General features: G+C 58.5%; 19 protein-coding genes and 3 tRNA genes. 19 read left to right on the forward strand and 3 right to left on the reverse strand.

Translation table 11 applies throughout. From position 1 onward, the window contains the following. Positions 1 to 234 precede the first annotated feature (234 nt). From GTO89_RS00955 to GTO89_RS01035, 17 genes are all read left to right on the forward strand, one after another. Positions 235 to 990, forward strand: a complete 756-nt coding sequence (locus GTO89_RS00955; protein WP_170294307.1) for an acyl-CoA dehydratase activase — start codon at positions 235 to 237, stop codon at positions 988 to 990. Between the two features lie 240 nt (positions 991 to 1,230). Then, positions 1,231 to 2,070 carry a fumarate hydratase gene (locus GTO89_RS00960; RefSeq protein ID WP_407929479.1) on the forward strand — a complete coding sequence of 280 codons (840 nt, stop codon included), beginning with the start codon at positions 1,231 to 1,233 and terminating at the stop codon, positions 2,068 to 2,070. Between the two features lie 31 nt (positions 2,071 to 2,101). Continuing rightward, on the forward strand, positions 2,102 to 2,656 hold the full coding sequence (locus GTO89_RS00965) for a Fe-S-containing hydro-lyase (RefSeq protein WP_161260186.1): 555 nt from the start codon (positions 2,102 to 2,104) through the stop codon (positions 2,654 to 2,656). Positions 2,657 to 2,719: 63 nt separating this feature from the next. Beyond that, positions 2,720 to 3,451 (forward strand): ribonuclease PH, encoded by a 732-nt coding sequence (rph, locus tag GTO89_RS00970; protein ID WP_161260187.1) that lies wholly within the window; start codon positions 2,720 to 2,722, stop codon positions 3,449 to 3,451. 147 nt (positions 3,452 to 3,598) lie between these two features. Further along, a complete protein-coding gene (locus GTO89_RS00975; RefSeq protein WP_161260188.1) occupies positions 3,599 to 4,240 on the forward strand; it encodes an XTP/dITP diphosphatase in 642 nt (213 codons plus the stop codon). A 113-nt stretch (positions 4,241 to 4,353) separates the two neighbouring features. Continuing rightward, positions 4,354 to 4,430, forward strand: a tRNA-Pro gene (locus GTO89_RS00980). A 46-nt stretch (positions 4,431 to 4,476) separates the two neighbouring features. Continuing rightward, positions 4,477 to 4,553, forward strand: a tRNA-Arg gene (locus tag GTO89_RS00985). A 62-nt stretch (positions 4,554 to 4,615) separates the two neighbouring features. Continuing rightward, positions 4,616 to 4,698: transfer RNA gene (locus GTO89_RS00990), tRNA-Leu, on the forward strand. A 268-nt stretch (positions 4,699 to 4,966) separates the two neighbouring features. Then, positions 4,967 to 6,262, forward strand: a complete 1,296-nt coding sequence (gene tig, locus GTO89_RS00995) for a trigger factor (RefSeq protein WP_161260189.1) — start codon at positions 4,967 to 4,969, stop codon at positions 6,260 to 6,262. Between the two features lie 70 nt (positions 6,263 to 6,332). After that, complete coding sequence (clpP, locus tag GTO89_RS01000; RefSeq protein ID WP_161260190.1) at positions 6,333 to 6,932, forward strand: ATP-dependent Clp endopeptidase proteolytic subunit ClpP; 600 nt, start codon at positions 6,333 to 6,335, stop codon at positions 6,930 to 6,932. Between the two features lie 19 nt (positions 6,933 to 6,951). After that, entirely contained in the window at positions 6,952 to 8,214 is a 1,263-nt protein-coding gene (gene clpX / locus GTO89_RS01005; protein ID WP_161260191.1) for an ATP-dependent Clp protease ATP-binding subunit ClpX, read from the forward strand. Positions 8,215 to 8,440: 226 nt separating this feature from the next. Continuing rightward, positions 8,441 to 10,150: an ATP-dependent protease LonB gene (gene lonB, locus GTO89_RS01010; RefSeq protein ID WP_328793837.1), complete on the forward strand. Its 1,710-nt coding sequence runs from the start codon at positions 8,441 to 8,443 to the stop codon at positions 10,148 to 10,150. 106 nt (positions 10,151 to 10,256) lie between these two features. Next, positions 10,257 to 12,698: an endopeptidase La gene (gene lon / locus GTO89_RS01015; protein ID WP_161260192.1), complete on the forward strand. Its 2,442-nt coding sequence runs from the start codon at positions 10,257 to 10,259 to the stop codon at positions 12,696 to 12,698. A 266-nt stretch (positions 12,699 to 12,964) separates the two neighbouring features. After that, positions 12,965 to 13,573: a ribosome biogenesis GTP-binding protein YihA/YsxC gene (yihA, locus tag GTO89_RS01020; protein WP_161260392.1), complete on the forward strand. Its 609-nt coding sequence runs from the start codon at positions 12,965 to 12,967 to the stop codon at positions 13,571 to 13,573. A gap of 225 nt (positions 13,574 to 13,798) precedes the next feature. Further along, positions 13,799 to 14,965, forward strand: coding sequence for an ABC transporter substrate-binding protein (locus GTO89_RS01025; RefSeq protein ID WP_235920154.1), 1,167 nt, complete (start codon positions 13,799 to 13,801; stop codon positions 14,963 to 14,965). A gap of 61 nt (positions 14,966 to 15,026) precedes the next feature. After that, positions 15,027 to 15,902, forward strand: coding sequence for an ABC transporter ATP-binding protein (locus GTO89_RS01030; protein ID WP_161260193.1), 876 nt, complete (start codon positions 15,027 to 15,029; stop codon positions 15,900 to 15,902). Between the two features lie 3 nt (positions 15,903 to 15,905). Beyond that, positions 15,906 to 16,736, forward strand: a complete 831-nt coding sequence (locus GTO89_RS01035; protein WP_161260194.1) for an ABC transporter permease — start codon at positions 15,906 to 15,908, stop codon at positions 16,734 to 16,736. A gap of 199 nt (positions 16,737 to 16,935) precedes the next feature. On the opposite strand, the gene GTO89_RS01040 is transcribed toward GTO89_RS01035, so the two are convergent. From GTO89_RS01040 to GTO89_RS01050, 3 genes are all read right to left on the reverse strand, one after another. Further along, positions 16,936 to 18,255 carry a phenylacetate--CoA ligase family protein gene (locus tag GTO89_RS01040; RefSeq protein ID WP_161260195.1) on the reverse strand — a complete coding sequence of 440 codons (1,320 nt, stop codon included), beginning with the start codon at positions 18,253 to 18,255 and terminating at the stop codon, positions 16,936 to 16,938. Positions 18,256 to 18,407: 152 nt separating this feature from the next. Then, positions 18,408 to 19,022: an indolepyruvate oxidoreductase subunit beta gene (locus tag GTO89_RS01045; protein ID WP_161260196.1), complete on the reverse strand. Its 615-nt coding sequence runs from the start codon at positions 19,020 to 19,022 to the stop codon at positions 18,408 to 18,410. Next, positions 19,019 to 21,091 carry a thiamine pyrophosphate-dependent enzyme gene (locus tag GTO89_RS01050; RefSeq protein ID WP_161260197.1) on the reverse strand — a complete coding sequence of 691 codons (2,073 nt, stop codon included), beginning with the start codon at positions 21,089 to 21,091 and terminating at the stop codon, positions 19,019 to 19,021. The genes GTO89_RS01045 and GTO89_RS01050 overlap by 4 nt, the downstream gene beginning before the upstream one ends. 316 nt (positions 21,092 to 21,407) lie before the next feature. Between GTO89_RS01050 and asnB the strand changes: the two genes are divergently transcribed. Together asnB and GTO89_RS01060 are read left to right on the forward strand one after the other, a co-directional pair. Beyond that, positions 21,408 to 23,252 (forward strand): asparagine synthase (glutamine-hydrolyzing), encoded by a 1,845-nt coding sequence (gene asnB, locus GTO89_RS01055; protein WP_161260198.1) that lies wholly within the window; start codon positions 21,408 to 21,410, stop codon positions 23,250 to 23,252. Positions 23,253 to 23,550: 298 nt separating this feature from the next. Continuing rightward, on the forward strand, positions 23,551 to 24,300 hold the full coding sequence (locus GTO89_RS01060) for a hypothetical protein (protein ID WP_161260199.1): 750 nt from the start codon (positions 23,551 to 23,553) through the stop codon (positions 24,298 to 24,300). The last annotated feature ends 329 nt before the right edge of the window (positions 24,301 to 24,629 follow it).

Here is a 24,629-nt window from a genome sequence, read left to right on the forward strand (position 1 = left end):
TTACGCCGCTCCGCTCAAACCGCTCGCAGTCCGACTGCGCCCTGTCGCCAGTTTACAGGTTCATAACATTGTTCGCTGGGATTAGTGCGTTTGTTCGCTTACCATTACTGCTGGATTGACAGCATAGGCGTAGGGCGCAACCGGACTGCTCGCTGTTTTGCAGTTTTCATATGTCGACAGACTGACTCCAGCAATTTATGATTTACGGCTTGTCTGTAACACGCTTATCGGAGGATGAGGTTTTTCGTGAAAATCGGTCTCGATCTGGGTAGCCGCTATGTCAAGGCGGTGTTTATGGAAGAGGGTCGGTTGGTCGACCATCGATACTATGATACGCTGTCGTTTTACCGCGACTATGGCCGCAAGGTGGATGGCGAGCTGGTCGTTGATTATGAGCGGCTGGGTTGGCCATCGGGTGTGTCGATCACCTCTACGGGGTATGGGCGGAATTTGGTCAAGATCGCTGGCGGTCAGGTGATTCCGGAGTTGCGGGCCCATACGAAGGGGGCGGTGTTTCAGACGGGGCTCACTGATTTTACGCTCCTTGATTTAGGTGGTCAGGATAGCAAGGTGATCAAGGTGTCCGGGGGGCGGATGGTGGATTTTCGCACCAATGACAAGTGTGCCGCATCTTCCGGGCGGTACCTGGAGAATATGGCTACAGTGCTGGCGATGGATGTGGCCGCCCTGGGCGAATGCCGAGACAACCCGGTGGAGTTGTCGTCCACGTGCGCTGTCTTCGGCGAGTCGGAATTGATTGGGCAGATCATCGAAGGTCACCCCATCGAACACCTGGCGGCGGGGGTGAACCGCACCATTGTCAAGCGTGTTGAGCCGATGCTGCGGGAGTTGTCCAGCCCCGTGGTCGTCTTTACCGGCGGCGTCGCTCAGAGCGGCGCGATTCGCGCCATGTTGGCAGAGGCGCTCGGCGTGCAGGTGATCCTTCCGGCGCATCCGCAACTGAATGGGGCCATCGGTTGCGGTGTGTGAATTTTTTCACGAAAAATGCGTATATGAGGCAGGTTTTTCCGAGCGGCTGTTGAATCATATGGGTTGGGCCAACGAATTAGCGAGCAACGGTGAGTGATCGCAGCCTCGACGGAGCGTATCAGCCTGTTGGCAAGATGAAGAATGGCTCCAGGGTCAGCGTTGAAACTGTCCCATTATCGGGACAGTTTCATTTATACAACAGCAAATCACAAAAGGATCAATTAAAGGAGGATGCCTGGATTGCGTACCATCACATTCGAACAGATCGCTTCGGCTGTGGAAGGACTGTGCATCAAAGCCAACACCCAGATCGGCGCCGATGTGAAAGAAGCGCTCGAAAAAGCCCACGCCGCGGAAGCATCGCCCTTGGGCAAGACCATCATCGGTCACATCATGGAGAACAACGCCATCGCCGAAACAGAGATCGTCCCCATCTGCCAGGATACGGGGATGGCTGTCGTCTTTGTCACGATCGGACAAGAGGTATTCGTGGAAGGCGGCCTCACCGACGCCATCAATGAAGGCGTCCGCCGCGGCTATGAAAAAGGCTACCTGCGCAAGTCTGTTGTCAAGGATCCCCTGATTCGTGTCAACACGGGCGATAACACGCCGGCGGTCATCCATTATGATATCGTTCCCGGGGACAAGTTGCACATCATGGTGGCGCCTAAAGGTTTCGGCAGTGAGAACATGAGCCAACTGAAGATGTTCAAACCGGCTGACGGGGTTGAGGCGATCAAGAAATTTGTCATCGAAGCTGTTGAAAAGGCTGGCCCCAACCCCTGCCCGCCCATCGTCGTCGGCGTCGGCATCGGCGGCACGATGGAAAAGGCCTCTTTCCTGGCCAAGAAAGCGCTTCTTCGCCACATCGGCCACCACAGCGAGAAAGAGCACATCGCCGCTTTGGAAAAAGAGCTGCTGGAGAAGATCAACAATCTCGGCATTGGGCCCCAAGGCCTTGGCGGCAACACGACGGCGCTGACGGTCAACGTAGAGACCTACCCGACCCACATCGCCGGCTTGCCCTGCGCTGTCAACATCAACTGCCATGTGGCCCGTCACACCGAAATTGAACTGTAATCCGGCATAGAAGGGAAGGAGAGTTGGAATCATGAAAGCTGTACGGTTGACAACGCCGTTGACGCAGGAGGCCCTGCGCCAACTGAAAGCCGGCGATACGGTTCTGATCAGCGGCACCATCTACACCGGCCGCGACGCCGCCCACAAACGCTTGGTCGAAGCCCTTGACCGTGGGGAAGATCTGCCGTTTAATGTAAAGGACGCCGTCATTTACTTTGTCGGCCCCTGTCCGGCCAAACCGGGGCAGGTGATCGGCTCCGCCGGCCCCACCTCGTCCTACCGGATGGACACATACTCGCCCCGGCTGATCGAGCAAGGCCTGACCGGCATGATCGGCAAAGGCCTGCGGGGACCGGCTGTCGTCGATGCGATGAAAAAGCACGGTTGCGTCTACTTTGTCGCCATCGGCGGCGCCGGCGCGTTGATGGCCCGTTCCATCAAACAAGCGAAGGTCATCGCTTATGACGACTTGGGTACCGAAGCCGTTCGCGAACTGGTCGTCGAGGACTTCCCCGTTATCGTCTGCATCGACGCCGAAGGCAACAACCTCTATGAACAAGGGCGGGCTCAGTACCAGCGCGCCTAACCACCTCCCGGCGGGGCCGGCGGTGGAAACGCCGCCGGTCGCCCGGAGAGGAGTTTTTGATGTATGGCACGTTTTGATGGCCGCCAGGCCGATCAACTTCGTCCGGTTCAGATCCAACGGCAGTACCTGATCCACCCCGAGGGGTCTGTGTTGATCACCGTCGGCAACACGAAGGTGATCTGCACCGCCACGGTGGAGGAGAAGGTGCCGCCCTTTCAAAAGGGTTCCGGCAAAGGCTGGGTGACCGCCGAGTACGGCATGCTGCCCCGGGCGACGGGAAGCCGCACCCAGCGGGAGGTCACCCGTGGCAAAGCCTCCGGGCGCACCATGGAGATCCAACGGCTGATCGGGCGGGCGCTCCGTTCCGTCGTCGATCTGCAGCGGCTCGGCGAGCGCACCATTTGGATCGACTGTGACGTCATTCAAGCGGACGGCGGCACGCGCACCGCGTCGATCACCGGCGCCTTTGTCGCCCTCAAAGACGCCTGCGACAAATTGCTGAAGAATAAACAGATCCACAAGGACCCCATTGTGGAGCCCTTGGCGGCTGTCAGCGTCGGCAAGGTAGCGGGCGAACTCCTGCTGGACCTGGCCTATGAGGAAGACTCGAAGGCCGAGGTGGACATGAATGTGGTCATGACCGGCGGGGGACGGTTCGTTGAGTTACAGGGCACGGCCGAAGGGACGCCCTTTGATCGCGATGAACTGGACGCCATGATCGGGTTGGCGGAAAAAGGCATCCGTGAATTGATGGAGTCGCAGAAACAGGCGCTAGCGGAAGTAGCGCCCAAATAATCGCCTATGGCAAAAAAGAGCCGGCGCTTCGCCTGGCTCTTTTTCTCCATCCACTTCGGGATGCCTTGACAATCGGCACGAAGTCGAATTACGATGATTGCGAATCAACGAACTGACTGTCTGCCGGACCTGCGAGGGGGAAGCGGTATGTTTACGATCATCTTAGCCACTCAAAACATGGGGAAGGTCCGTGAGTTTGAAGCCATGACGCAGGCGCACAGGCCAGCGTTGCCGATCCAGTGGCTGTCGTTGCGCGATTTCCCCCAGATCACTGACCTGAAGGAGACAGGCGATACCTTCCGTGACAATGCGCTGATGAAAGCCGAACAGGTGGCAAAGGCTTGCGGCATTCCCGCGATGGCCGATGACTCCGGTTTGGCGGTGGACGCGCTGGGCGGAGCGCCCGGCGTCTATTCAGCCCGCTTTGCCGGCGAAGACAAGGATGATAAGCGCAACAACGAAAAACTGTTGACGCTCCTGAAAGACATTCCAGCGGAAGAGCGGAAGGCGCGCTTTGTCTGTGTGCTCGCCCTGGCCATGCCGGACGGGCAGAAGTTTTTTGCCGAAGGCGTCTGCGACGGATTGATCGCGACAGAAGGCCGCGGCGACGGCGGCTTTGGGTATGATCCGCTCTTTTACCTGCCGTCGTACGAGAAAACCTTCGGCGAACTGCCGGCGGAATTGAAAAACAAGATCAGCCACCGCGCGTCAGCGATGGAAAAGATGTTCTTCCTGCTGCGCGTGCTCTTGTTCCCCGAGCCGGAACCGATCACTCAACCGAACCTGTGATCGGGAGAAGCTGGAAAACAAACAAAGACTTGTCATCTTGTCAGCCCGTGCATCGTATGTTATAATATCCATCGATGTCCGCAGAACGAGGTCGAATCCATTGTCATGGCTATCGGGGCGTAGCGCAGTTTGGTAGCGCACCTGCTTTGGGAGCAGGGGGCCGCAGGTTCAAATCCTGTCGCCCCGACCATTTTCGACTTATCGGTTCGGGACCATGCTGACGTGCATGAGAAGAAGCGCCTGTAGCTCAGTTGGATAGAGCACCTGCCTTCTAAGCAGGGCGTCGGGGGTTCGAATCCCTCCAGGCGCGCCACTTAATTTCCTTGACAACAGTCAGCGCAAGAACTAGAGTTAAACGATACAGAAGCGAAAAATGCGGGAGTGGCGGAATTGGTAGACGCACTGGATTTAGGTTCCAGCGGGCAACCGTGGGGGTTCGAGTCCCTTCTCCCGCACCACCGTTGTGAAAAAACGGCAGCATGACCGCTTACCTCGGTGATCCGTCGCCGAGGTTTTACTTTTGATCACGAAAAGGGGGAGAATGAAACCCTAAAATATGGGAAAAATATGAAAGCTTACGTTCGAATCCTTTCGGGACAGCAGGAAATGCAAGATTGCCGTAGAATATAACCTTATGCTTTTAAAATTTTCGGATAGACTAGTAGGGGTCAAATCCGGCAACAACACAGCCAATTTACGATACAAATCGATGAGAGGGGTACATACGTGAAGGCTTCAGTAGAACGGCTCGAAAACAATCAAGTTTCGCTGCAGATTGAGATTGATGAGGCAACCTTTGAACAGGGTCTGGAAAAGGCCTATAAGAAAGTGGTTCGTCAGGTTGCCGTCCCAGGTTTCCGCAAAGGCAAAACGCCCCGCAAGATTCTGGAAGCGCGTTACGGCAAAGAGGTCCTTTTCGAAGACGCCGTGGAGATTCTTGTACCGGAAGCGTACATGCAGGCCATCGAAGAAAACAACGTTGATCCTGTAGAACAGCCGAAAATCGATGTGGTCCAGCTCGAGGCAGGCAAGCCGCTGATCTTCAAGGCTGTCGTTACCGTTAAACCAGAGGTCACCCTCGGTGAATACAAGGGCGTCGAAGTGGAAGCTCAACCGGCTGAAGTGAGCGATGAGGATGTCCAACGGCAACTGGAGACCATGCAAAAGCGCCATGCGCGGGTGAGCACCCTGACCGAAGGGGAAGCCCAACTGGGCGACACGGCGGTTATCGATTTCGAAGGCTTCAAGGATGGCGTGCCTTTCGAAGGCGGCAAAGGTGAGAACCATTCGCTGGAGCTGGGCAGCAACAGCTTCATCCCCGGCTTTGAGGACGGCCTGGTCGGCGTTCCTGTCGGTGAAGAGCGCGAACTGAACCTCACTTTCCCGGAGCAATACCATGCGACGGAACTGGCGGGCCAAGCCGTCGTGTTCAAAGTCACCATTAAAGAGCTCAAGCGCAAAGAGTACTCCCCTATTGATGACGAATTTGCCAAAGACGTCAGCGACTTTGAGACGTTGGACGAATTAAAAGAAGATATCCGCAAAAACTTACTGAGCGCTGCAGAAAAAGCCAGTGAACAGGCCAAGCAAAAAGCGGTCGTCGATAAGGTTGTCGCGGCGTCCCAAGTCGATGTCCCCGAAGTCATGGTCGACAACCGCGCCGACCAACTGATGGAAGAATACGGTCAGCGCCTGAGCTACCAGGGTGTCAGCCTGGAACAGTTCCTCGCCATGACCAAACAGACCGAAAGAGATCTGAAAGCGCAATTCATTCCCGAAGCGGAAAAGGTTGTTAAACAGGAACTTGTTTTAGAAGCAGTGGCCAAGGCGGAAGGAATGTCCGTAACCGATGAAGAACTGGACAAAGAGATCGAGGAAATTGCCGCTAACTACCGGAAACCGGCGCCCCAGATCCGCAAAATCCTCGAATCCCGTGGCCAACTCGACGCGCTGAAGCAGAGCATTCTCTTAGACAAGGCGATCAAGCTGATTGTCGACAGCGCCAAAGAAATCGCTGGTTGATCCGGGAAAAAGCGAACTGCGCGGCTTTCCCGGACATAGATTGAACTGTATACCTGAGGAGGTTTCTTGGATGAGTCATCTGGTTCCAATGGTCGTCGAGCAATCCAATCGCGGTGAACGGGCGTATGATATCTATTCCCGGCTGTTGAAGGATCGGATCATTATCCTGGGCAGTGCCATTGACGATAATGTTGCCAATCTCATCATCGCCCAGTTGCTCTTTTTAGAGGCCGAGGATCCGGACAAAGACATCCACCTCTACATCAACAGTCCGGGAGGCGCGATCACGTCCGGCTTTGCCATTTATGACACGATGCAACTGATTCGCTGTGATGTATCGACAATCTGCGTCGGGATGGCCGCCTCTATGGGCGCCTTCCTCCTGACCGCCGGCGCAAAAGGAAAACGCTACGCTTCACCGAACGCTGAGATCATGATCCACCAGCCCCTTGGCGGCGTTAAAGGCCAGGCCACAGAGATCGAGATCCATGCCCGCCACATTCTGAAAACAAGAGACCGGCTCAACCATATCCTGGCTGAGCGCACCGGTCAGCCATTGGAACGGATTGAACGGGATACGGATCGCGACTATTTCATGTCGGCAGAGGAAGCAAAAGCCTACGGCATCATCGACGGGGTGATGGAGTTTAAGCCGCCGGCCAAGGCATGAGTAGCAGAGAGGTGAGGATATGTACAAAGGTTTCGGTGACGATAAAAGTCAACTGAAGTGTTCCTTCTGCGGCAAGCTGCAAGATCAGGTCAAAAAGCTGGTCGCCGGCCCCGGAGTCTACATCTGCGACGAATGCATCGAGTTGTGTAACGAGATCATAGAAGAAGAACTTCAGGATGAAAACACCTTCGATCTGGGCGACGTTCCCAAACCGAAGGAGATCCGCGAGATCCTGGATCAGTATGTGATTGGGCAGGAGCAGGCGAAAAAGGCCTTGTCTGTCGCCGTCTACAACCACTACAAGCGGATCAACCTGGGTTCGAAGATCGACGACATAGAATTACAGAAATCGAACATCGTCATGCTGGGACCCACCGGCAGCGGCAAAACGCTGCTCGCCCAAACGTTGGCCCGCATCCTGAATGTTCCCTTTGCGATCGCCGATGCGACCTCCCTGACGGAAGCCGGTTATGTGGGTGAGGATGTGGAGAACATCCTGCTCAAGCTGATCCAGGCTGCCGATTATGATGTGGAGAAAGCGGAAAAGGGCATCGTCTACATCGACGAGATCGACAAGATCGCCCGCAAGTCGGAGAATCCCTCGATCACGCGGGATGTCTCCGGTGAAGGGGTGCAACAGGCCCTGTTGAAGATCCTGGAAGGCACTGTGGCTTCTGTTCCGCCGCAGGGCGGGCGGAAACACCCGCACCAGGAGTTCATTCAACTGGATACGACGAACATTCTCTTCATCTGCGGCGGCGCCTTCGACGGCATCGAAAAACTGATCATGAACCGTGTCGGCAAGAAGACGATGGGCTTCAACGCTGAAATCAAAGGCAAACAAGAGAAGAAGATCGGCGAGACCCTCCGGGATATCCTGCCGGTCGACCTGCTCAAGTTTGGCTTAATCCCCGAGTTTGTCGGACGCCTTCCCGTCATTGTCACCTTGGACGCCCTTGACGAGGACGCCCTGGTGCGCATCCTGACGGAACCGAAAAACGCCCTCGTCAAACAGTACCAAAAGTTCTTCGAACTGGATCAGGTCCAACTGGAATTCACCGATGACGCCCTGAAGGCGATCGCTCAGGAGGCTATCAAGCGCAACACCGGCGCTCGCGGTCTACGGGCTATCCTGGAAGAGGTCATGCTTGACGTGATGTTTGACATCCCGTCCCGCACCGATGTGACCAAGTGCGCGGTGACCAAGGAAGTTATCCTGAAGCAGAAAGAACCGGTGCTGGTGACGAGTGACAGAAAAAAAAAGAAGGAAGAGTCGGCTTAGGGGCGCAGGGTGAGCCGGCTGAGAAGACGCCCATAGGGCGATCACCGGAGTCGTCGCTCCCAGGCAAGCGCCCGACGACTCGAACCAAACCCGGTACGCGCCGATGACCAAAACCTCGGAGGATATAATCCTCCGAGGTTTTGTTTTTCCAGGCCTCTGTCTCATAAAAACCGGGCGCTGTCGGATACTATGGGGGATTGGCAAAAACAGAAATGGAGTGACGGCGGTGAACATTTGGTCGGGATTGGGCGGATTGCTGGGCCTCCTCCAGATCTTTTTCATCGTTATCATTGGGATGTACTTCTGGCACCTACTCAAGAACCAGCAGCATTCCAAAACAGCGGTGGAGCGCGAGTCGCGCAAGGAGATGGAAAAGCTTCAGACCTTGCGCCGTATTGTCCTGACAGAACCTCTGGCAGAGAAAACGCGTCCAGCGGCCTTTGAGGAGATCCTCGGTCAGGATGACGGCATCCGGGCGCTGAAAGCAGCGCTCTGCGGACCCAATCCCCAGCATGTGCTGATTTATGGCCCGCCCGGCGTGGGTAAAACGGCGGCAGCCCGGCTGGTGTTGGAAGAAGCGAAGAAGAATCCCTTGTCTCCCTTCTCCGTCCAGGCCAAGTTTATCGAAATCGACGGCGCGACAGCCCGCTTCGACGAACGGGGCATCGCCGACCCTCTGATCGGCTCTGTCCATGACCCCATTTATCAAGGCGCCGGTGCGTTAGGTATGGCCGGCATCCCACAACCCAAACCAGGCGCAGTGACCAAAGCCCATGGGGGGGTGCTCTTCATCGACGAAGTGGGAGAGCTGCACCCCATCCAGATCAACAAGCTCCTTAAGGTGCTCGAAGACCGAAAAGTGCTCCTGGAAAGCGCCTATTACTCCAGCGAAGACCAGAACATCCCCAGCCACATCCACGATATCTTCCAAAACGGCCTCCCGGCTGACTTCCGGCTCATCGGCGCGACGACGCGACTTCCCCAAGAGATCCCTTCGGCGATCCGCAGCCGCTGTCTGGAGGTGTTTTTCCGTCCCTTGACCCAGGAGGAAATCGGGACAGTCGCTCACCGGGCGGCGATGAAGATTGACATGGCCATCCCCGAAAAGGCCATTGAGGTGATCCGCCGCTACGCCACCAATGGACGGGAGGCCGTGAATATCGTCCAGATCGCCGCCGGCCTCGCCCTCGCCCGCGGCATCGGCGTCCTCGCCGCAGAGGATGTGGAATGGGTCGTCCACTCCGGTCAATATGCGCCCCGTCCGGAGAAAAAAATTCCCCCTGAGCCCCAGGTGGGTGTCGTGAACGGGTTGGCCGTGATGGGTCCATCCATGGGCGCCTTGATGGAAATCGAGGTGACGACACTGCCTGTTAGCGCCGGCACGGGGACACTGACCCTGACGGGGATCGTTGATGAGGAGGAGATGGGAGGGCTGGGCGGACGGACGATGAAACGCCGCAGTCTCGTCAAAACCTCTGTCGACAATGTCCTCACGGTCCTGCGCGCCCAGACGGGCATCGAACCGAAGGACTGGGATATCCATGTCAATTTTCCTGGTGGCACCCCCATCGATGGTCCCTCGGCGGGGATCGCCATCGCCACGGCCATCTACTCGGCCATTAGGGGGGTCCCCATCGACAACCGGTTGGCCATGACAGGAGAATTGTCTGTCCGTGGACAGGTGAAACCGGTAGGCGGCGTCGTTACGAAGGTGGAAGCGGCGCGATTGGCTGGCGTCACCCGTGTGTTGATCCCGGCGGAAAACTGGTTGGAGCGGTTCTCGTTGATTCCAGGAATTTCCGTTATCCCCCTGCATACGATGGAGCAAGTCTTTGCAGAGGCCATTCTGACCGACACGATAGTGGCGGAAACACCGGTCATCCCTTCAGCGGATCTCTTGCCTGCGGCGGCTGTCGGCGTCGTAGCGCCTCCTTGAGAAGGTGAGCGTCATGGAGGGAAAACGCTGGGCTTTGTTCCCCGATTATAGTAAAATGAGGATAATCTTCTGGTTCCCTTCAGAAGAGTAGGAGGTGTTTGCCCCGATGGCCGAAGAAAAGAAGATACGGCAAACGATACAGGAATTGCCCCTTTTGCCGTTACGGGGGATAATCGTCTTTCCTTACATGGTGGTGCACCTGGATGTGGGCCGGGAGCGTTCCGTCAATTCCATTGAGGAAGCGATGGCCCAGGATCGGCTGATCTTTCTGGCGACCCAGAAAGAAGCCCAGACCGATCAACCCGGCGCCGAAGATATCTATCAGATCGGCGCTATCGCCGAGATCAAACAACTACTCAAACTCCCTGGCGGAACCATCCGCGTGCTCGTCGAAGGTTTAGCCCGTGGGGAGATTCTCGAATACCTCGATATGGAACCGCTCATTCGGGTCCGCGTGCGCGAGCATATCGAACCGGATGTGAAGACAAACGCTATTGAAGCCTTGATGCGTTCTCTTATCAACCAGTTTGAGCAATATGTGAAAATCTCCAAAAAAATTCCGCCGGAAACCTTTGTTTCTGTCGTGGCGGTGGAAGATCCCGGCCGTTTGTCCGATATCATCTCCTCCCATCTGACATTGAAAACCCAAGACAAACAACGCCTCTTGGAAGCGTTGGATGTGGCGGAGCGCCTGGAGATCCTGACGGAGATCCTGGCAAAAGAGATGGAGATCCTCGAACTGGAGCGCAAGATCAACGTCCGCGTCCGCAAACAGATGGAAAAAACCCAGAAGGAATACTACCTGCGAGAGCAGATCAAGGCCATCCAAAAAGAACTGGGCGAGAAAGAAGACCGCCAGGCCGAAGGCGAGGAGCTTCGCGACAAGATCACCAAGGCGAAGCTGCCCAAGGAGGTCGAGGAAAAGGCGCTGCGCGAGGTCGAACGCCTCGAGAAAATGCCGCCTATGGTGGCGGAAGCGACGGTGGTCCGCAACTACCTCGAGTGGCTCCTGGCCCTGCCCTGGGCGAAACAGACGAAAGATCGCCTCGACATCGACAAGGCCGAGGTGATCCTCAACGAGGACCATTTCGGACTCGACAAGGTGAAGGAGCGGATCATCGAGTACCTGGCCATCCGCAAGCTCGCCCAGAAGATGAAGGGCCCTATCATCTGTTTCGTCGGTCCGCCTGGCGTGGGCAAAACGTCGCTGGCTCGTTCCATCGCCCGGGCCTTGGAGCGCAAGTTTGTGCGTCTCTCCCTGGGCGGCGTCCGTGACGAGGCGGAGATTCGCGGTCACCGGCGCACCTATGTGGGGGCGATGCCTGGCCGGTTGATCCAGGGCTTGCGCACGGCGGGATCGAAAAACCCTGTCTTTCTTCTCGACGAGATCGACAAGATGAGCATGGACTTCCGCGGCGACCCGGCGTCGGCGCTCCTTGAGGTCCTCGACCCGGAACAAAACAGCACCTTTTCCGATCACTTCATCGAGGTTCCCTTCGACCTCTCGAAGGTGTTGTTCATCACCACAGCCAATGGCATGCACAATATCCCCCGTCCGCTCCTCGACCGGATGGAGGTCATCTACATCCCCGGCTACACAGAGGAAGAAAAGACGCGCATCGCCCTCGATCACCTCATTTCCAAGCAGTTGAAAGAACATGGTCTGAAAAAAGAACAGGTTCAGATCTCTGAGAACACGGTGCGCCGCCTGATTCGCGAGTACACCCGCGAGGCAGGTGTGCGGAACCTGGAACGGGAGATCGCCGGTCTGTGCCGCAAAAGCGCCCGGGCGATCGTCAAAGAACCGGAGCGCCGCGTCTCCATCTCGGCGAGCAACCTGCCGTCGTTCATCGGCATACCGCGCTACCGCTATGGTCTTGCCGAAGCGGAATCCCAGGTGGGCGTCGCCACAGGTCTCGCCTGGACGGAAACGGGCGGTGACACCCTGGCCATCGAGGTGGCCTTGATGGCGGGCAAAGGCAGTTTGGCCTTGACGGGCAAACTGGGCGACGTGATGAAGGAATCGGCCCAGGCCGGCCTGACCTATGTGCGCTCCCGCGCCAGCGAGTTGGGCATCGCCGACAACTTCCATCAGAGCACAGACATTCACATTCACGTTCCTGAAGGCGCCATCCCCAAAGACGGCCCTTCCGCCGGGATCACCATCGCTACAGCCCTTACATCGGCCCTCACGCGGCGTCCGGTTCGCCGGGAGGTGGCCATGACCGGCGAGATCACCCTGCGCGGTCGTGTGTTGCCTGTCGGCGGCATCAAAGAGAAGATGCTGGCGGCCAACCGCGCCGGATGCACGACCGTCATTTTGCCGGCGGAGAACAAAAAGGACCTGGAAGACGTACCGGCCAATGTGAAGAAGAAGCTGCGCTTCATCCTGGTGGAGCACATGGATCAGGTCATCCAGGAGGCATTGCTCGAAGCGACGCCGGTTCAGGAGCCTGAGCCCCCTGAGACGATCCCTGCTGCGCTGGAGACGCCCGTCCCGGTTTATCAAGGCATGATCGGAGAGACGCCGCCGGGACTGCAAACCTGAGCAACTGAACATGGTGCAGGCGCAAGAAAGGTACCCGCCTTTGGGTACCTTTCTTACCATGCTTGTGCGACAGATAGATGAAACAGAGGTTGAATATGAGCGATAAAGAATCCCTTGCAAACAGCACAGCGACGACGGGACTGACAAATGCCATCGCCCCCGACTCGGCTACCGTTGACCCGATGCCTGTTCCGCCGGCCCCTGCGATCGCGCCGCCAGGCGCCGGCAGCGGCAAAGTGGCCGACGCAGGCCCGACAGAGGCTTGGCTGAAAATCAAAGAGGCGGAATTTGTGATCAGCGCTGTCAAAGGGGAACAGTACCCGGAAGATAACTTCCCCGAGGTGGCCCTGGTCGGCCGTTCCAATGTGGGCAAGTCTTCCTTGATCAACAAACTTTGCAACCGTCGTCATCTGGCCCGCACCTCGTCGACACCGGGGAAGACGCAGACGCTTAACTTTTACCGGATCAATCAGGCCGCCTATATCGTCGACCTGCCAGGCTACGGTTATGCCAGCGTCTCGAAAACGCAGCGGGCCAGTTGGGGATCGATGATGGAGCACTACCTGAGAAAACGGCCCCAACTCCGCGGCGTCATCCAACTGATCGACATCCGCCACCCGCCTTCCAAAGACGACATCGCCATGCGCGAATGGCTGAACCACTTCAAGATCGGCGCCGCTGTCATCGCCACCAAGGCTGATAAGATCAACCGGGGTCAGTACGCCAAACAGGTCAAGCAGATCCGGCAGGATCTGGGCGTTCCCAAGGAGATCCCGATCATCGTTTTTTCCGCCGAAACGGGTCATGGCAAAGAGGATGTGCTCGATCTGCTCGATTACTTCTGGAATGGAATGGAGACACAGCCGGAGGTGTGATCGCTGCCTCCCATTCCCATGACGGGATCCCGACGCTTGCATTGACCACAACCGCTTCTCCCTGAGGCGGTTATTTTTTTTTGCCCTATTTTTCATCTTTTTGCAGCATGGCCCTTTCCGTAGACGCGTAAACATGAGGGATAAGAATTTTCACTTGCGAAAGGAAATTGCTGGAGCAAGAGTCGGATTCTCGAATAAACATAGTAACCAAAAAGGAGGTATCCGATGAAGCCGCTGCATCTGATGGAGACAGTCAGAACGCTTTTCTTGGGACTGGGGGCGCTGCCGGCGAGGATGCGGAAGGATCTGTCGTCGAGAATGCCGAGGGATCTGCCGTCGAGTCTGGCGGCGAATCTTCGGGCGACCGTGCTTGGCAGGATGGCGGTCATCTTTTTGGCGATTAGCCTTGCCCTGGCCGGTTGCGCCTCCCAGTCGGCGAACTCGCGCAAGACCGGTGATGCCAATCCCACAGCCATCCGTCTCAGTGAAGTGGTTCACTCCGTCTTTTACACGCCCCTCTATGTGGCGCTCAACCTCGGCTACTTCGAGGAGGAGAAGCTGAAAATCGAGATGAGCACCGCTTGGGGTGGCGACAAGGCGATGACGGCGCTCGTGGCCGAACAGGCGGACATTGCCCTGATTGGGCCGGAAACGATCATCTACACGCTGCAACAGGGATTGGACAAAAAGATCCTCTGCTTCGCCCAACTGACCCAGCGCGATGGTTCCTTTCTGGTAGGACGCCCGGGACAGAACTTTTCCTGGGATGGGCTGAAAGGCAAGACGATCATCGGCGCCCGCAAAGGCGGCGTGCCGGAGATGGTGCTGGAGCGGGTTCTGAATGAAAAGGGACTGCAACCGTTCGAAGACGTCAAGATCATTCAGAACATCCAGTTCACCGCGACCGCCGGCGCCTTCCAAGCGGGAACCGGCGACTATGTGGCCCTCTTTGAACCGACTGTGTCCGAGTTGGAACAGGCTGGCGCCGGTCAGGTCGTCGCTTCCCTGGGTGTGGAATCGGGCAAAATCCCCTACACCGTCTTTATGGCTTCCGATGACTACATCAACAAAAACCGGGCGGCTGTCATCGCCTTCACGAAGGCTCTCTATCGAGCCCAGCAATGGACGGCGTCCCACAGCATTGACGAGATCACCGACGTGATCCTGCCATCCTTCCAGGGGAGTGACCGCGCGGTTGTCCGAAAAGCGGTCGAACGGTACCACAGGCAGGAAAGCTGGGCCGTCGATCCGCAGATGCAACTGGGCGGATTGGATTATCTCCAGTCGATCATCGAATCGGCGGGAGAACTGAAGCAGCGAATCCCTGAGGAGCGCCTGATCCGCCGGGACATCGCTGAAGAGGTTCTGCGGGGGACCCTTCGGCCCCAATGAGAAAGGGATTTGCCGCGCACTCTTCGTTGAGTGGGCGGCGTTTTTTCAAGGGGATGAGACGATGAAGGTTGAGGAAAAGCAAACCGGTGTAGAAGGAGAGCAAGGGCGTGCGGAAGGAGCGGGCAAGGAGCAGCCTCATGTGGACACAGAACCGGCGGTCCGACTGAGGGATGTTTCGGTGACCTATCAGACGCCCAAGGGGGAAATTCCGGCCCTGGCCGGGGTTGATCTGGATATTGCAGCGGGAGACTTTGTGGCCATCGTCGGCCCGAGCGGCTGTGGGAAGAGCACCATCCTGTCGTTGATCGCCGGGCTCTTCGCGCCCACGTCAGGGGAAGTTTTTGTTGGCGGAAAAGCGGCTGGCCTGCACAGCGCCCGGGTGGGCTATATGCTTCAGCAGGATTTTCTGCTCCCGTGGCGGACTGTGCGGGACAATGCCCGGCTGGGGTTGGAACTGTTGGGAGAAGGTCATCAGGAGCAGGAGAAGCGGGTCGATCGGTTGCTGGAGACCTACGGGTTGGGCCATTTTTTGCAGCATCATCCCCGAGAACTCTCTGGCGGCATGCGGCAACGGGTCGCCCTGGTGCGCACATTGGCCGTCGAACCGGAAATCTTTTTGCTTGACGAACCCTTTTCCGCTCTTGACTACCAGACGCGGACGGCGATCCAGGAAGAGGTCTGGCGGGCGCTGCGCGCTTCCAAGCGGACGATCATCCTGGTCACCCATGATGTGGTCGAGGCGGTGGCTATGAGCGACCGCGTGATCGTCCTATCGTCCCGGCCGGCCCGGATTCAGCGGGAGTTGCCCATCGATTTTGGCCCGGAGCGGCCCGGTCCCTGGCAGGCCCGCAAGGCGGCGGGGTTTCATGAGTACGTCGACACCCTGTGGGATGAACTGAAAGTTTATGTCGACCGGGAGCGGGAGAAGGGGGGATGAGCCGTGTCGACGATTCCGCGCCAGGAATACCTACAGCGCCTCCGCAGGGAAAAATGGCGAATCGGCCTGATCCAAGGGGGGCTTTTGATCGGCGCCCTTGTCGCCTGGGAGGTGTTGGCCAATCAGCGCGTCATCGACCCCTTCCTGGTCAGCAAGCCCAGCCAGATTGCGGCGCTGTTGCTGAAACTGGCTGAAGAGGGAGCGCTGTGGCAGCATGTGGCGGTCACCGTCGGCGAAACGATCGCCGGTTTTCTGCTGGGCACAATCCTTGGCCTTGGCGCCGCCATCCTGCTCTGGTGGTTCCCGGCGCTGGCCCGGCTGGTCGATCCCTTTTTGGTCGTGCTGAACAGCACCCCGAAGATCGCTCTCGGACCAATCTTTATCGTCTGGATGGGCAACGGCGTCGGCGCCATCCTGACGATGGCGCTGACGATTTCCGTGATCACCACCATCACGGTCATTTACGCAGGTTTCACTGAGACGCCCGAGGGATACATCAAGCTGATCCGCGTCTTTGGCGGGAGCCGGTGGGATATCCTGCGCAAGGTGATCCTGCCGGCGTCGGCGCCGACCATTGTGGCTGCCCTGAAGGTCAATATCGGCCTTACGCTGGTCGGCGTCATCGTCGGCGAGTTTCTCGTATCCAAAGCGGGCCTGGGCTACCTGATCATCTACGGCGGCCAGGTCTTTCAGTTGACCCTCGTCATCGCCAGCATCGTGATCCTGGCGGTCGTGGCGGCGGTCTTGTACCAGGCGGTGGCTTGGCTGGAACAGCGCTGGGTATCTGGCGGCTCGATGGGAACGACACGGGCTCGCTTGGGCTCGGGGGGATGAAGGGCGAAAAAAATCGGCCCAGCGGTAGGTACTCATTCTTCCGCTGGGCCGATTCGCCTTCCCTTTGTTTTGCTGCATCCCGTTTCTTCGCTATCTCCAGTGTCTGATCATGTAACCCGGCTGAAACAGGTGATTCCATGCCGGAGAGCGGCGCCTGTAATGATGAAAGAAGGCGGGGATAACTCCCCGCCTTCTTTCATCAAGATGGCGCACCGTCCAAATAATCGTAGCGGTTGTCGAAGACACGCTTCGTCTTTTTCTCACTGCGCGGCAGTCCGCCGTGAGGAAGCACCTCCACATCGGCGATGATGCCGATGACCGACTTGATGTTTTTGCGGCAGGCTTGGGCCACTTCTTCCGGCCGGTGGCCATTTGACAACTCGACGCGGATGCGGATGTGATCCTTGTTGTCGATCCGATCCAGGACGATCTGGTATTCGCTCGAAACGCCCGGTGTGTGTTTGAGGACATGGTCGATCTGGCCGGGGTAGATGTTGACCCCTTTGATCTTGATCATGTCGTCGGTCCGCCCCAGCACGCGGCGGATCATGGGGAAGGGGCTGCCACAGGAGCAGGCGTGCGTCTCAATGGTGGTGATGTCCCGGGTGCGGTAGCGGATGAGGGGCATGCCTTCCTTGGCGATGGTGGTGATCACCAGTTCGCCTTCCTGTCCCGGCGGGAGGACATGGCCCGTTTCCGGGTCGATGACCTCAAAGATGAGGTAGTCAGACCAGTAGTGCAGCCCTTCGTGGCAGGGGCAGTCGATGGCGATGCCCGGTCCATAAATCTCTGTCAGGCCGTAGATGTCAAAGGTTTCGATGCCCAGGATCTCCTCGATGCGCCGGCGCAGCTTGTCGCCCCACCGCTCGGAGCCAAAGACGCCCAGACGCAGTTGGATCGCGTCGACGATCCCCCGGCGCTCTGCTTCCTCCGCCAGCAACAGGCCGTAGGAGGAGGTGCCGATCAGCACGGAGGTCTTCAGGTCCGTCATCATTTCCAATTGCTTGTTCGTGTTGCCGGGGCCTGTCGGGATCGTCATGGCGCCCAGCCGCTCGACACCGGCCTGAAAGCCGATGCCGGCCGTCCACAAGCCGTAACCGGGCGTGACCTGCACGCGGTCGCGGCGACCGACGCCGACTGTTTCCAAGCAGCGAGCCATCATGATGGCCCAGTCGTCCACATCCTTTTGGGTGTAGGGCACGATGACCGGTTTGCCTGTCGTGCCCGACGAGGAGTGGATGCGGACAACCTCTTCCTCATCGACCGCCATCAAGCCCAACGGATAGGCTTGTCGAAGATCCTGCTTCGTCGTAAAAGGCAGGCGGGCCAGATCTTCTACCGAACAGATGTCCTCCGGCGCGATCCCTGCCGCATCAAAACGCTCCCGGTAAAAGGAACTGCCCTGGTAGGCGCGGCGCAACGATTGAGCCAGTTGGGGAAACTGGCTTTCGGCAATGGCCTCAAAATCGATGGGACGGCGAATCTCCGCCCGCTCACAGGCGACGGCTGTTGAGGTCATGTTTCTCTTCTCCTCTCATGCTCTACTGGCTTCTGGCGAGCGCTCAGGTCTCTCCGCGCTTCAGCTACGCTCCAAGTCCACTCGGGTCATCTCGGCTCGGCTCCATGACCGTTTCCTGAATGATCCTACAATGCAACCATGGTGCTTGCTTTTTAGGATACCAAAGGCGCTGTTTCCGCACAAGACCCCAGGCGGCGTCCCGCTTGGAAGGCCAGGCGGTTGATGTCGCGCAGGCGGGAGGGCAGGAGGTTTTCCGCCGCTTGCCAGAGCATCTCGGCGGTGACAGGAAGGCCGGGCAGCGTTGAAAGGACGCCGAGCATGACCATGTTGGTCGTCTTGGCGTTGCCAATCTCCAAGGCGGCGGCGGTGGCATCGATGAGGTGAACGCGCTGTCCCTGTTGCTGCAAAAAGTCGACGATCGCCGCCTCATCGTAACGGGTCAGACCGAGGGAGGCGGCCGGGGGAATGATGGGGCGGCCGTTGATGACAGCCCGGCCATGAGGAGCGAGCTTTGGCCAGCCTTTGAGGCTCTCAGCCAGTTCCAGGCTGACGAGGACATCGGCGGCGCCGTCAGGGATCAGAGCGCCCCAGAGCCGTTCACCGACACGGACATGGCTGATGACAGATCCTTCCCGTTGGGCCATGCCGATGGTCTCCGAAGTGCGGACCTTGTATCCAGCCGCCAGGGCGGCTTCGGCGAAGACGCGCGACGCCAGGACGCCGCCTTGGCCGCCGACGCCGGCGATGATCAGGTTAAAGGTTTTCATGACTCCACCTCCGGCGAAATGGCCTTCCAAGGACAGACCTGGGCGCAGCCGCCGCAACCGAAACACTTTTCCCGGGCGATGGCGACGGTGGTTTTGCCGCCTTGTCCCTCGCCGTGAGCGAGCGACTTCACCTCGTACAGGGCGGGGCAGCCGAATTTGCGCAGGCAGATGCCGCAACGACGGCAGGCATCAGGGTCGATCCGGTGCGGTGTGGACCGGCGCACGAGATTGACGCAGTCGCGCCGGGCGATGAGGACAGAGACGCCGGGATAGTCCAGGGCTTCCTTCGCGGCGGCGACGGTGGCGGCGATGTCATAGGGGTCGACGGTGCGCACCCATTCGACGCCACAGCCGCGGGCGACAGCGGCGATGTCGATGGTCGGCGCGACTTCGCCCGTGCCTTTGCGGCCGAGGCCGGGGTGAGGCTGGTGGCCGGTCATGGCGGTCGTCCGGTTGTCCAGCACGACCAGCGTCATGCGGGCTTGCTGGTAGACAGCGTTGACCAGTGGCGGGATGCCGGAGTGGAAGAAGGTCGAATCGCCCAAAAAGGCGATATGGGGCCGGTCCGGTTCGATCTGAGAAAAACCGGCCGCCATGGCCACCGAGGCGCCCATGCAGACGATGGTGTCCGCCGCCCCCAGCGGCGGCATGGCGCCCAAGGTGTAGCAGCCGATGTCGCCGGTGAAGAGGGCGTCGCGGCTGCGGGCTGCCTGGATGAAGGCGTAAAAGCTGTTGCGGTGGGGACAGCCGGCGCAGAGGATGGGGGTGCGCAGCGGCGGCGCCGGCGGTACCGCCATTTCCGCGCCGGAAGCGACAGTCTCCGTGGTCGCAGAGGTCTCCGGAGTCACCGGCGTCGCCTGCGCTTTTGCGGTGACGCGATCGGCGGAGGTGGCCGGCGCGCCCTTACCAAGGGGAACCCCATGGCAATGGATCGAGTCGGAGACAAAGCGGCGCAAGAGGGGCAGCAGGAGATCGGTGTTGAACTCACCCTCTCGGGGGAGGTGGCCCGAGTGCTTCCCGATGATCGAGAGAGAAAGGCCGGTGCGGTACGCCTCGATAGTCAACTGTTCTTCGATGACCGGTTCCTGTTCCTCCACGATCAGCACCGCTGTCTTGTCGCGCAGAAAATCGACGATGGGCGCGGCAGGCAGGGGGACGGGGGCGCCTACCTTGTAGACGGGGATGGAGACGCCAAGGATGTCAAGGCCTTCTCGGACATAGTTGTAAGCTACGCCGCCAGCGACGATGGCGAGATCGGCAGTGGCTCTAGCAAGATCCCCGGAATTCCCCATGCGTTCGGTGGCTTCGTCACAAAGGGACGGAGGCGCGGGAGACATCGTCGCCTCTTCGCCGCAGGGTGTGGCGATCCCGTTTAGGCGATGTCGCAAAAACCAGCGGCGCATCTCCTCCTGGATCGCATTGAGGCGGCGATGGCGTTTGGCCGACAGGGCAGGGAGGATCACCCAACCGGGATCGCGCTCAAAGCGGACCGGCGGGAGAGGGAGAGCCGGCTTGGGCGGCGGGGCAAAAGCCACATCCTGGCAGACATGGGCTGTCCGCGTGGTGGGCCGGACGATGACGGGAACCTGCAGATCCTCGGACAATTGAAAAGCCGCCTTCACCATCTCCCGAGCTTCCTCCGGCGTGGCCGGATCGAGGACAGGAAGCTTGGCGAAGCGGGCGAAAAGGCGCGTATCCTGTTCTGTCTGGGAACTGTGGGGTCCCGGATCGTCGGCGACGATCAGGACGAGGCCGCCCTTCACGCCCAGATAGGCCAGAGTCATCAAGGGATCGGAGGCCACATTGAGACCGACCTGTTTCATGCAGGCCATGGCCCGGGCGCCCGTCCAGGATGCGGCGATGGCCGTTTCCAAAGCCACCTTCTCATTGACGGACCACTCGGCGTAAATGCCATATTCACCTGCATGGTGCAGGATTTTTTCTGTCACTTCCGTCGACGGTGTGCCGGGATAGGCAGCGACCACACGGACGCCGGCCTCGATGGCGCCCCAGGCGATCGCTTCATTTCCCATCAGCAACCGGCGCGGCGGTTCAGCGATTCTGTTCATTGGGCAGTTCCTTTCTTTTTTGCATTTCGTCATTAATTCGACCTGCAGCGCCAAAACCCTGCGCGGCTGTTCCCTTCGTTGCCGCGCGGACTCCTCAAAAAGCCCGGTATTTTATGCCTGACAACAGCGAGGACTAGGCGAGGCTTTTTAATAGGATAGGGACATCGACAGGCAACCGTCGCCGGACAGGCGCAAAAACCTGCCTGCTGCATAATATGGCAAGGCCACGGCGGGGAACCGCCGGCAAGGGCACAACATAGACTGCACCGAGCATAAATGAAAATGAAAGTCAGTATCGGAAAGCAGGGTGACAGCCATGTGTGGGATTGTCGGATGGATCGACTGGGAGGCCGATCTCTCCCAGCAGGGACCTATCCTGGCCGCGATGGTAGAGACGCTGACCCATCGCGGCCCTGACGCCTCAGGAACGTGGATCTCGCCGCAGGCGCTCATCGGTCATCGCCGGCTGAGCGTCGTCGACTTGACCGGCGGCGTCCAGCCCATGATCCGGGAAGTGGGCGGACGTCGCTATGTGCTGACCTATAACGGGGAGTTGTACAACACGCCGGAGCTGCGGCGGGAGTTGGAGGCGCGGGGCCATCGCTTCCGCACCCGTTGCGATACAGAGGCGGTGCTCCTCGCCTATATCGAATGGGGTGACGACTGTGTTCAGAAATTTAACGGCATCTACGCCTTTGGCGTTTGGGATGAGGTAAAAGGCCGCCTGTTCCTGGCCAGGGACCGCATGGGCGTCAAGCCCCTCTTCTACGCGCGGCGAGGCAGCGCTTTTTTGTTCGCCTCCGAGATCAAAGCCCTGCTGGTCCATCCCGGCATTCGCCCCGAGTTGGACGCCGAAGGGCTCGCCGAGGTTTTTGCCATCGGTCCGGCCCGCACGCCCGGCCACGGTGTGTTTAAAGGGATCCAGGAGGTCAGACCCGGCTACGCCCTGACCATTGATGAGACGTCGATGCAGGTCAACCCCTACTGGACCTTGCAAAGCCGGCCTCACGAGGACAGCCTGGAAGAGACGACAGAACGGGTGCGGGAACTGCTCCTCGACGCCATCGAGCGGCAACTCGTCTCTGATGTTCCCGTTTGCACCCTCTTATCGGGCGGGCTCGATTCGAGCACCTTGACGGCTGTGGCCGCCCATGTCTACGAGCGGGACGGCCTGGGTCCCCTGGACACCTATTCCATCGATTACCGGGACAACGACATCTATTTTAAACCGAGCCTTTTTCAGCCCAACGCCGACGCCCCCTGGATTCAACGGGTATCGCAGCACCTCGGCACCATCCACCATGAGGTGATCGTCGATACGCCTGAACTGGTCGACGCCCTCAAGCCGGCCCTGTGGGCGCGCGACCTGCCCGGCATGGTCGACGTGGAATCGTCCCTCTATCTCTTCTGCCGGGAGATCAAAAAAGGCGCCACCGTCGCCTTATCGGGCGAGTGCGCCGATGAGGTCTTCGGCGGCTATCCCTGGTTCCACCGGCCCGAACTGCTGAACGCCGGCGTCTTCCCGTGGGCTCGCCGCATCGCCGAACGGGCCAGCCTGCTGGCGCCGGCGATCCGTGAATACATTCAACCGGAAACCTATGTGGCGCGGCGGTACGAAGAAACGCTGGCCGAGGTTCCGCGCCTGCCGGGAGAAGACGCCGAAGAGGCGCGCCGGCGCGAGATGTTCTATCTGAATATCACCTGGTTCATGACGACCTTGTTGGACCGCAAAGACCGCATGAGCATGGCCCATGGCTTGGAGGTGCGCGTTCCCTTCTGCGACCACCGCATTGTCGAGTATGTCTGGAACATCCCTTGGGCGATGAAAACCTGTGAAGGACGTGAAAAGGGCATCCTGCGTCGCGCCTTGCGGGGCATCCTGCCAGAAGACGTCCTTTGGCGCAAAAAGAGCCCCTACCCGAAAACCCACAACCCTGCCTACACGACGGCCGTTCGTCATTGGTTGGTGTCGATCCTTGACGATCCCGACTCGCCCCTGTTGTCGCTCATTGACGAGGAGCGGGTGCGCGCCCTGACGGCGGCCGACGCGGAGACGACCGACCTGCCCTGGTTCGGTCAACTGATGGGCCTGCCGCAACTTTTCGCCTATCTGGCCCAAGTGGACCTATGGCTGCGCAATATGCAGGTCAGCATCGGCTGAACCCAAGGATCATAGACGGCAATAACCTGACACGGGGGTTCTTTGCCTGATGATGTCCGTCATAAAGCGCAGATGAAATCAGGGAAGGGGACATGCAAGGAACAAGGAGAGGGAATAAGTGGAATTTTCGACCTCGGGACATTTTTCCCGGGGTCTTTTGACCTTTTTCGGATTGCATTATGTATTGAATATTTCAAAGAGGCATATACTATTTCCAAAATACGCGCAAACTCAAGGCGACAACAAGAGGAAACTCCTTAGGAATAAAGCGCCTTGCGTTGATGGAGGGTGAGTTGTGATGACAGGTTCCTCATATGATGTGGCGACCAGGGAAAAGGCATTGCAGACACTGGATGATGAATATCGCCGTTACCGCCAGGCGCTGGAAGCCGCCTTCACATTGGCCGAAACGATGATGCAAAAGGCCCTCGAACCGGTTCGTTCGGAACTGCAGACCATCCGCGAACGGTTGGAGTTGATGCCGGCTACGCCCGACATCCCTCAGATTCCCGGTCAGGGCATCCTGGCCGATCTGTCGGAAAGCGCGCCCAATCTGGTCGCGCCAGGGGCGGCGAGCGGCGAAGGCAACGCGGGAAGACGACCGCGCGGACGCAAGAAGGAAAAAACGGAGGAAAAGGCCAAGGCGCCTCGCATCCGCTGGGGCACGACGGATGAGGAGATCCGCCATACCGTCTTCGAACAACTGCGATCCCTGGAAGAAAAAGGGAAGGAGATCACCATCACCACGATCAAAACCGAAGTCCCCAGCATGATGCGGTATGTCTATGGCGAGAAGGCCCTGTTCAAAGGGATCGGGGAACTGTTGGAGGAGTATCGCAGCGAGGCGGTCAAACAAGAGTCGCCCACCATCGCCTCTCAGGTGATCGAACTGCCCAGCCGGCGAGAGGGAAGCGATTTTGACGGTCCAGAACCGGATCCGGCGCCGATCAGCGTGCCGCTGACGACCGTCGAGAGAGAGGCCGCCCTGTTTGAGCCCAAACTACCGGATATGCCGTCAGGGAGCCTGTTGGACCTGTCAAAAGTGTAACCACGGGGAAAACGGCAAAAGAGCCACATCGAAGAAGTCCTGATTAAGCCGGAAGGAGACTTCCTGTGCATAAGGGGCTTCTTTCGTTTTTCTGTTTTTGTAGACACTCGCGGCAGCAACATTCTCTGTGAGGAACGATTGAAAAAAGGGCCAATGGTGGTGAATTGGATGGCCAAATCGTTTATCCTGCGATTCCTCCCTTTTACGGCGAATTATATCGAAAAAAAGTAAAATTGTTCTTGTGGCTCGGACATTGTTTTTTATTGACGGACAGAAAGTCGAACCCTATAATTAGTGCTAAGATCGCCAATTGCTTAAAGATTGGCAGC

Origin of the sequence: Heliomicrobium gestii, assembly GCF_009877435.1 — a bacterium.
Lineage (GTDB): Bacteria > Bacillota > Desulfitobacteriia > Heliobacteriales > Heliobacteriaceae > Heliomicrobium > Heliomicrobium gestii.

Bases quoted from the DNA above. Each gene is read 5' to 3' on its own strand.
- asnB (WP_161260198.1), top strand. From the start codon at position 21,408: ATGTGTGGGATTGTCGGATGGATCGACTGGGAGGCCGATCTCTCCCAG.
- rph (WP_161260187.1), top strand. From the start codon at position 2,720: ATGGCACGTTTTGATGGCCGCCAGGCCGATCAACTTCGTCCGGTTCAG.
- GTO89_RS01040 (WP_161260195.1), bottom strand. From the start codon at position 18,255: ATGACCTCAACAGCCGTCGCCTGTGAGCGGGCGGAGATTCGCCGTCCC.
- GTO89_RS00955 (WP_170294307.1), top strand. From the start codon at position 235: ATGAGGTTTTTCGTGAAAATCGGTCTCGATCTGGGTAGCCGCTATGTC.
- GTO89_RS00975 (WP_161260188.1), top strand. From the start codon at position 3,599: ATGTTTACGATCATCTTAGCCACTCAAAACATGGGGAAGGTCCGTGAG.
- GTO89_RS01045 (WP_161260196.1), bottom strand. From the start codon at position 19,022: ATGAAAACCTTTAACCTGATCATCGCCGGCGTCGGCGGCCAAGGCGGC.
- GTO89_RS01030 (WP_161260193.1), top strand. From the start codon at position 15,027: ATGAAGGTTGAGGAAAAGCAAACCGGTGTAGAAGGAGAGCAAGGGCGT.
- clpP (WP_161260190.1), top strand. From the start codon at position 6,333: ATGAGTCATCTGGTTCCAATGGTCGTCGAGCAATCCAATCGCGGTGAA.
- GTO89_RS01050 (WP_161260197.1), bottom strand. From the start codon at position 21,091: ATGAACAGAATCGCTGAACCGCCGCGCCGGTTGCTGATGGGAAATGAA.
- lon (WP_161260192.1), top strand. From the start codon at position 10,257: ATGGCCGAAGAAAAGAAGATACGGCAAACGATACAGGAATTGCCCCTT.
- GTO89_RS01060 (WP_161260199.1), top strand. From the start codon at position 23,551: ATGACAGGTTCCTCATATGATGTGGCGACCAGGGAAAAGGCATTGCAG.
- clpX (WP_161260191.1), top strand. From the start codon at position 6,952: ATGTACAAAGGTTTCGGTGACGATAAAAGTCAACTGAAGTGTTCCTTC.
- GTO89_RS01025 (WP_235920154.1), top strand. From the start codon at position 13,799: ATGAAGCCGCTGCATCTGATGGAGACAGTCAGAACGCTTTTCTTGGGA.
- GTO89_RS00965 (WP_161260186.1), top strand. From the start codon at position 2,102: ATGAAAGCTGTACGGTTGACAACGCCGTTGACGCAGGAGGCCCTGCGC.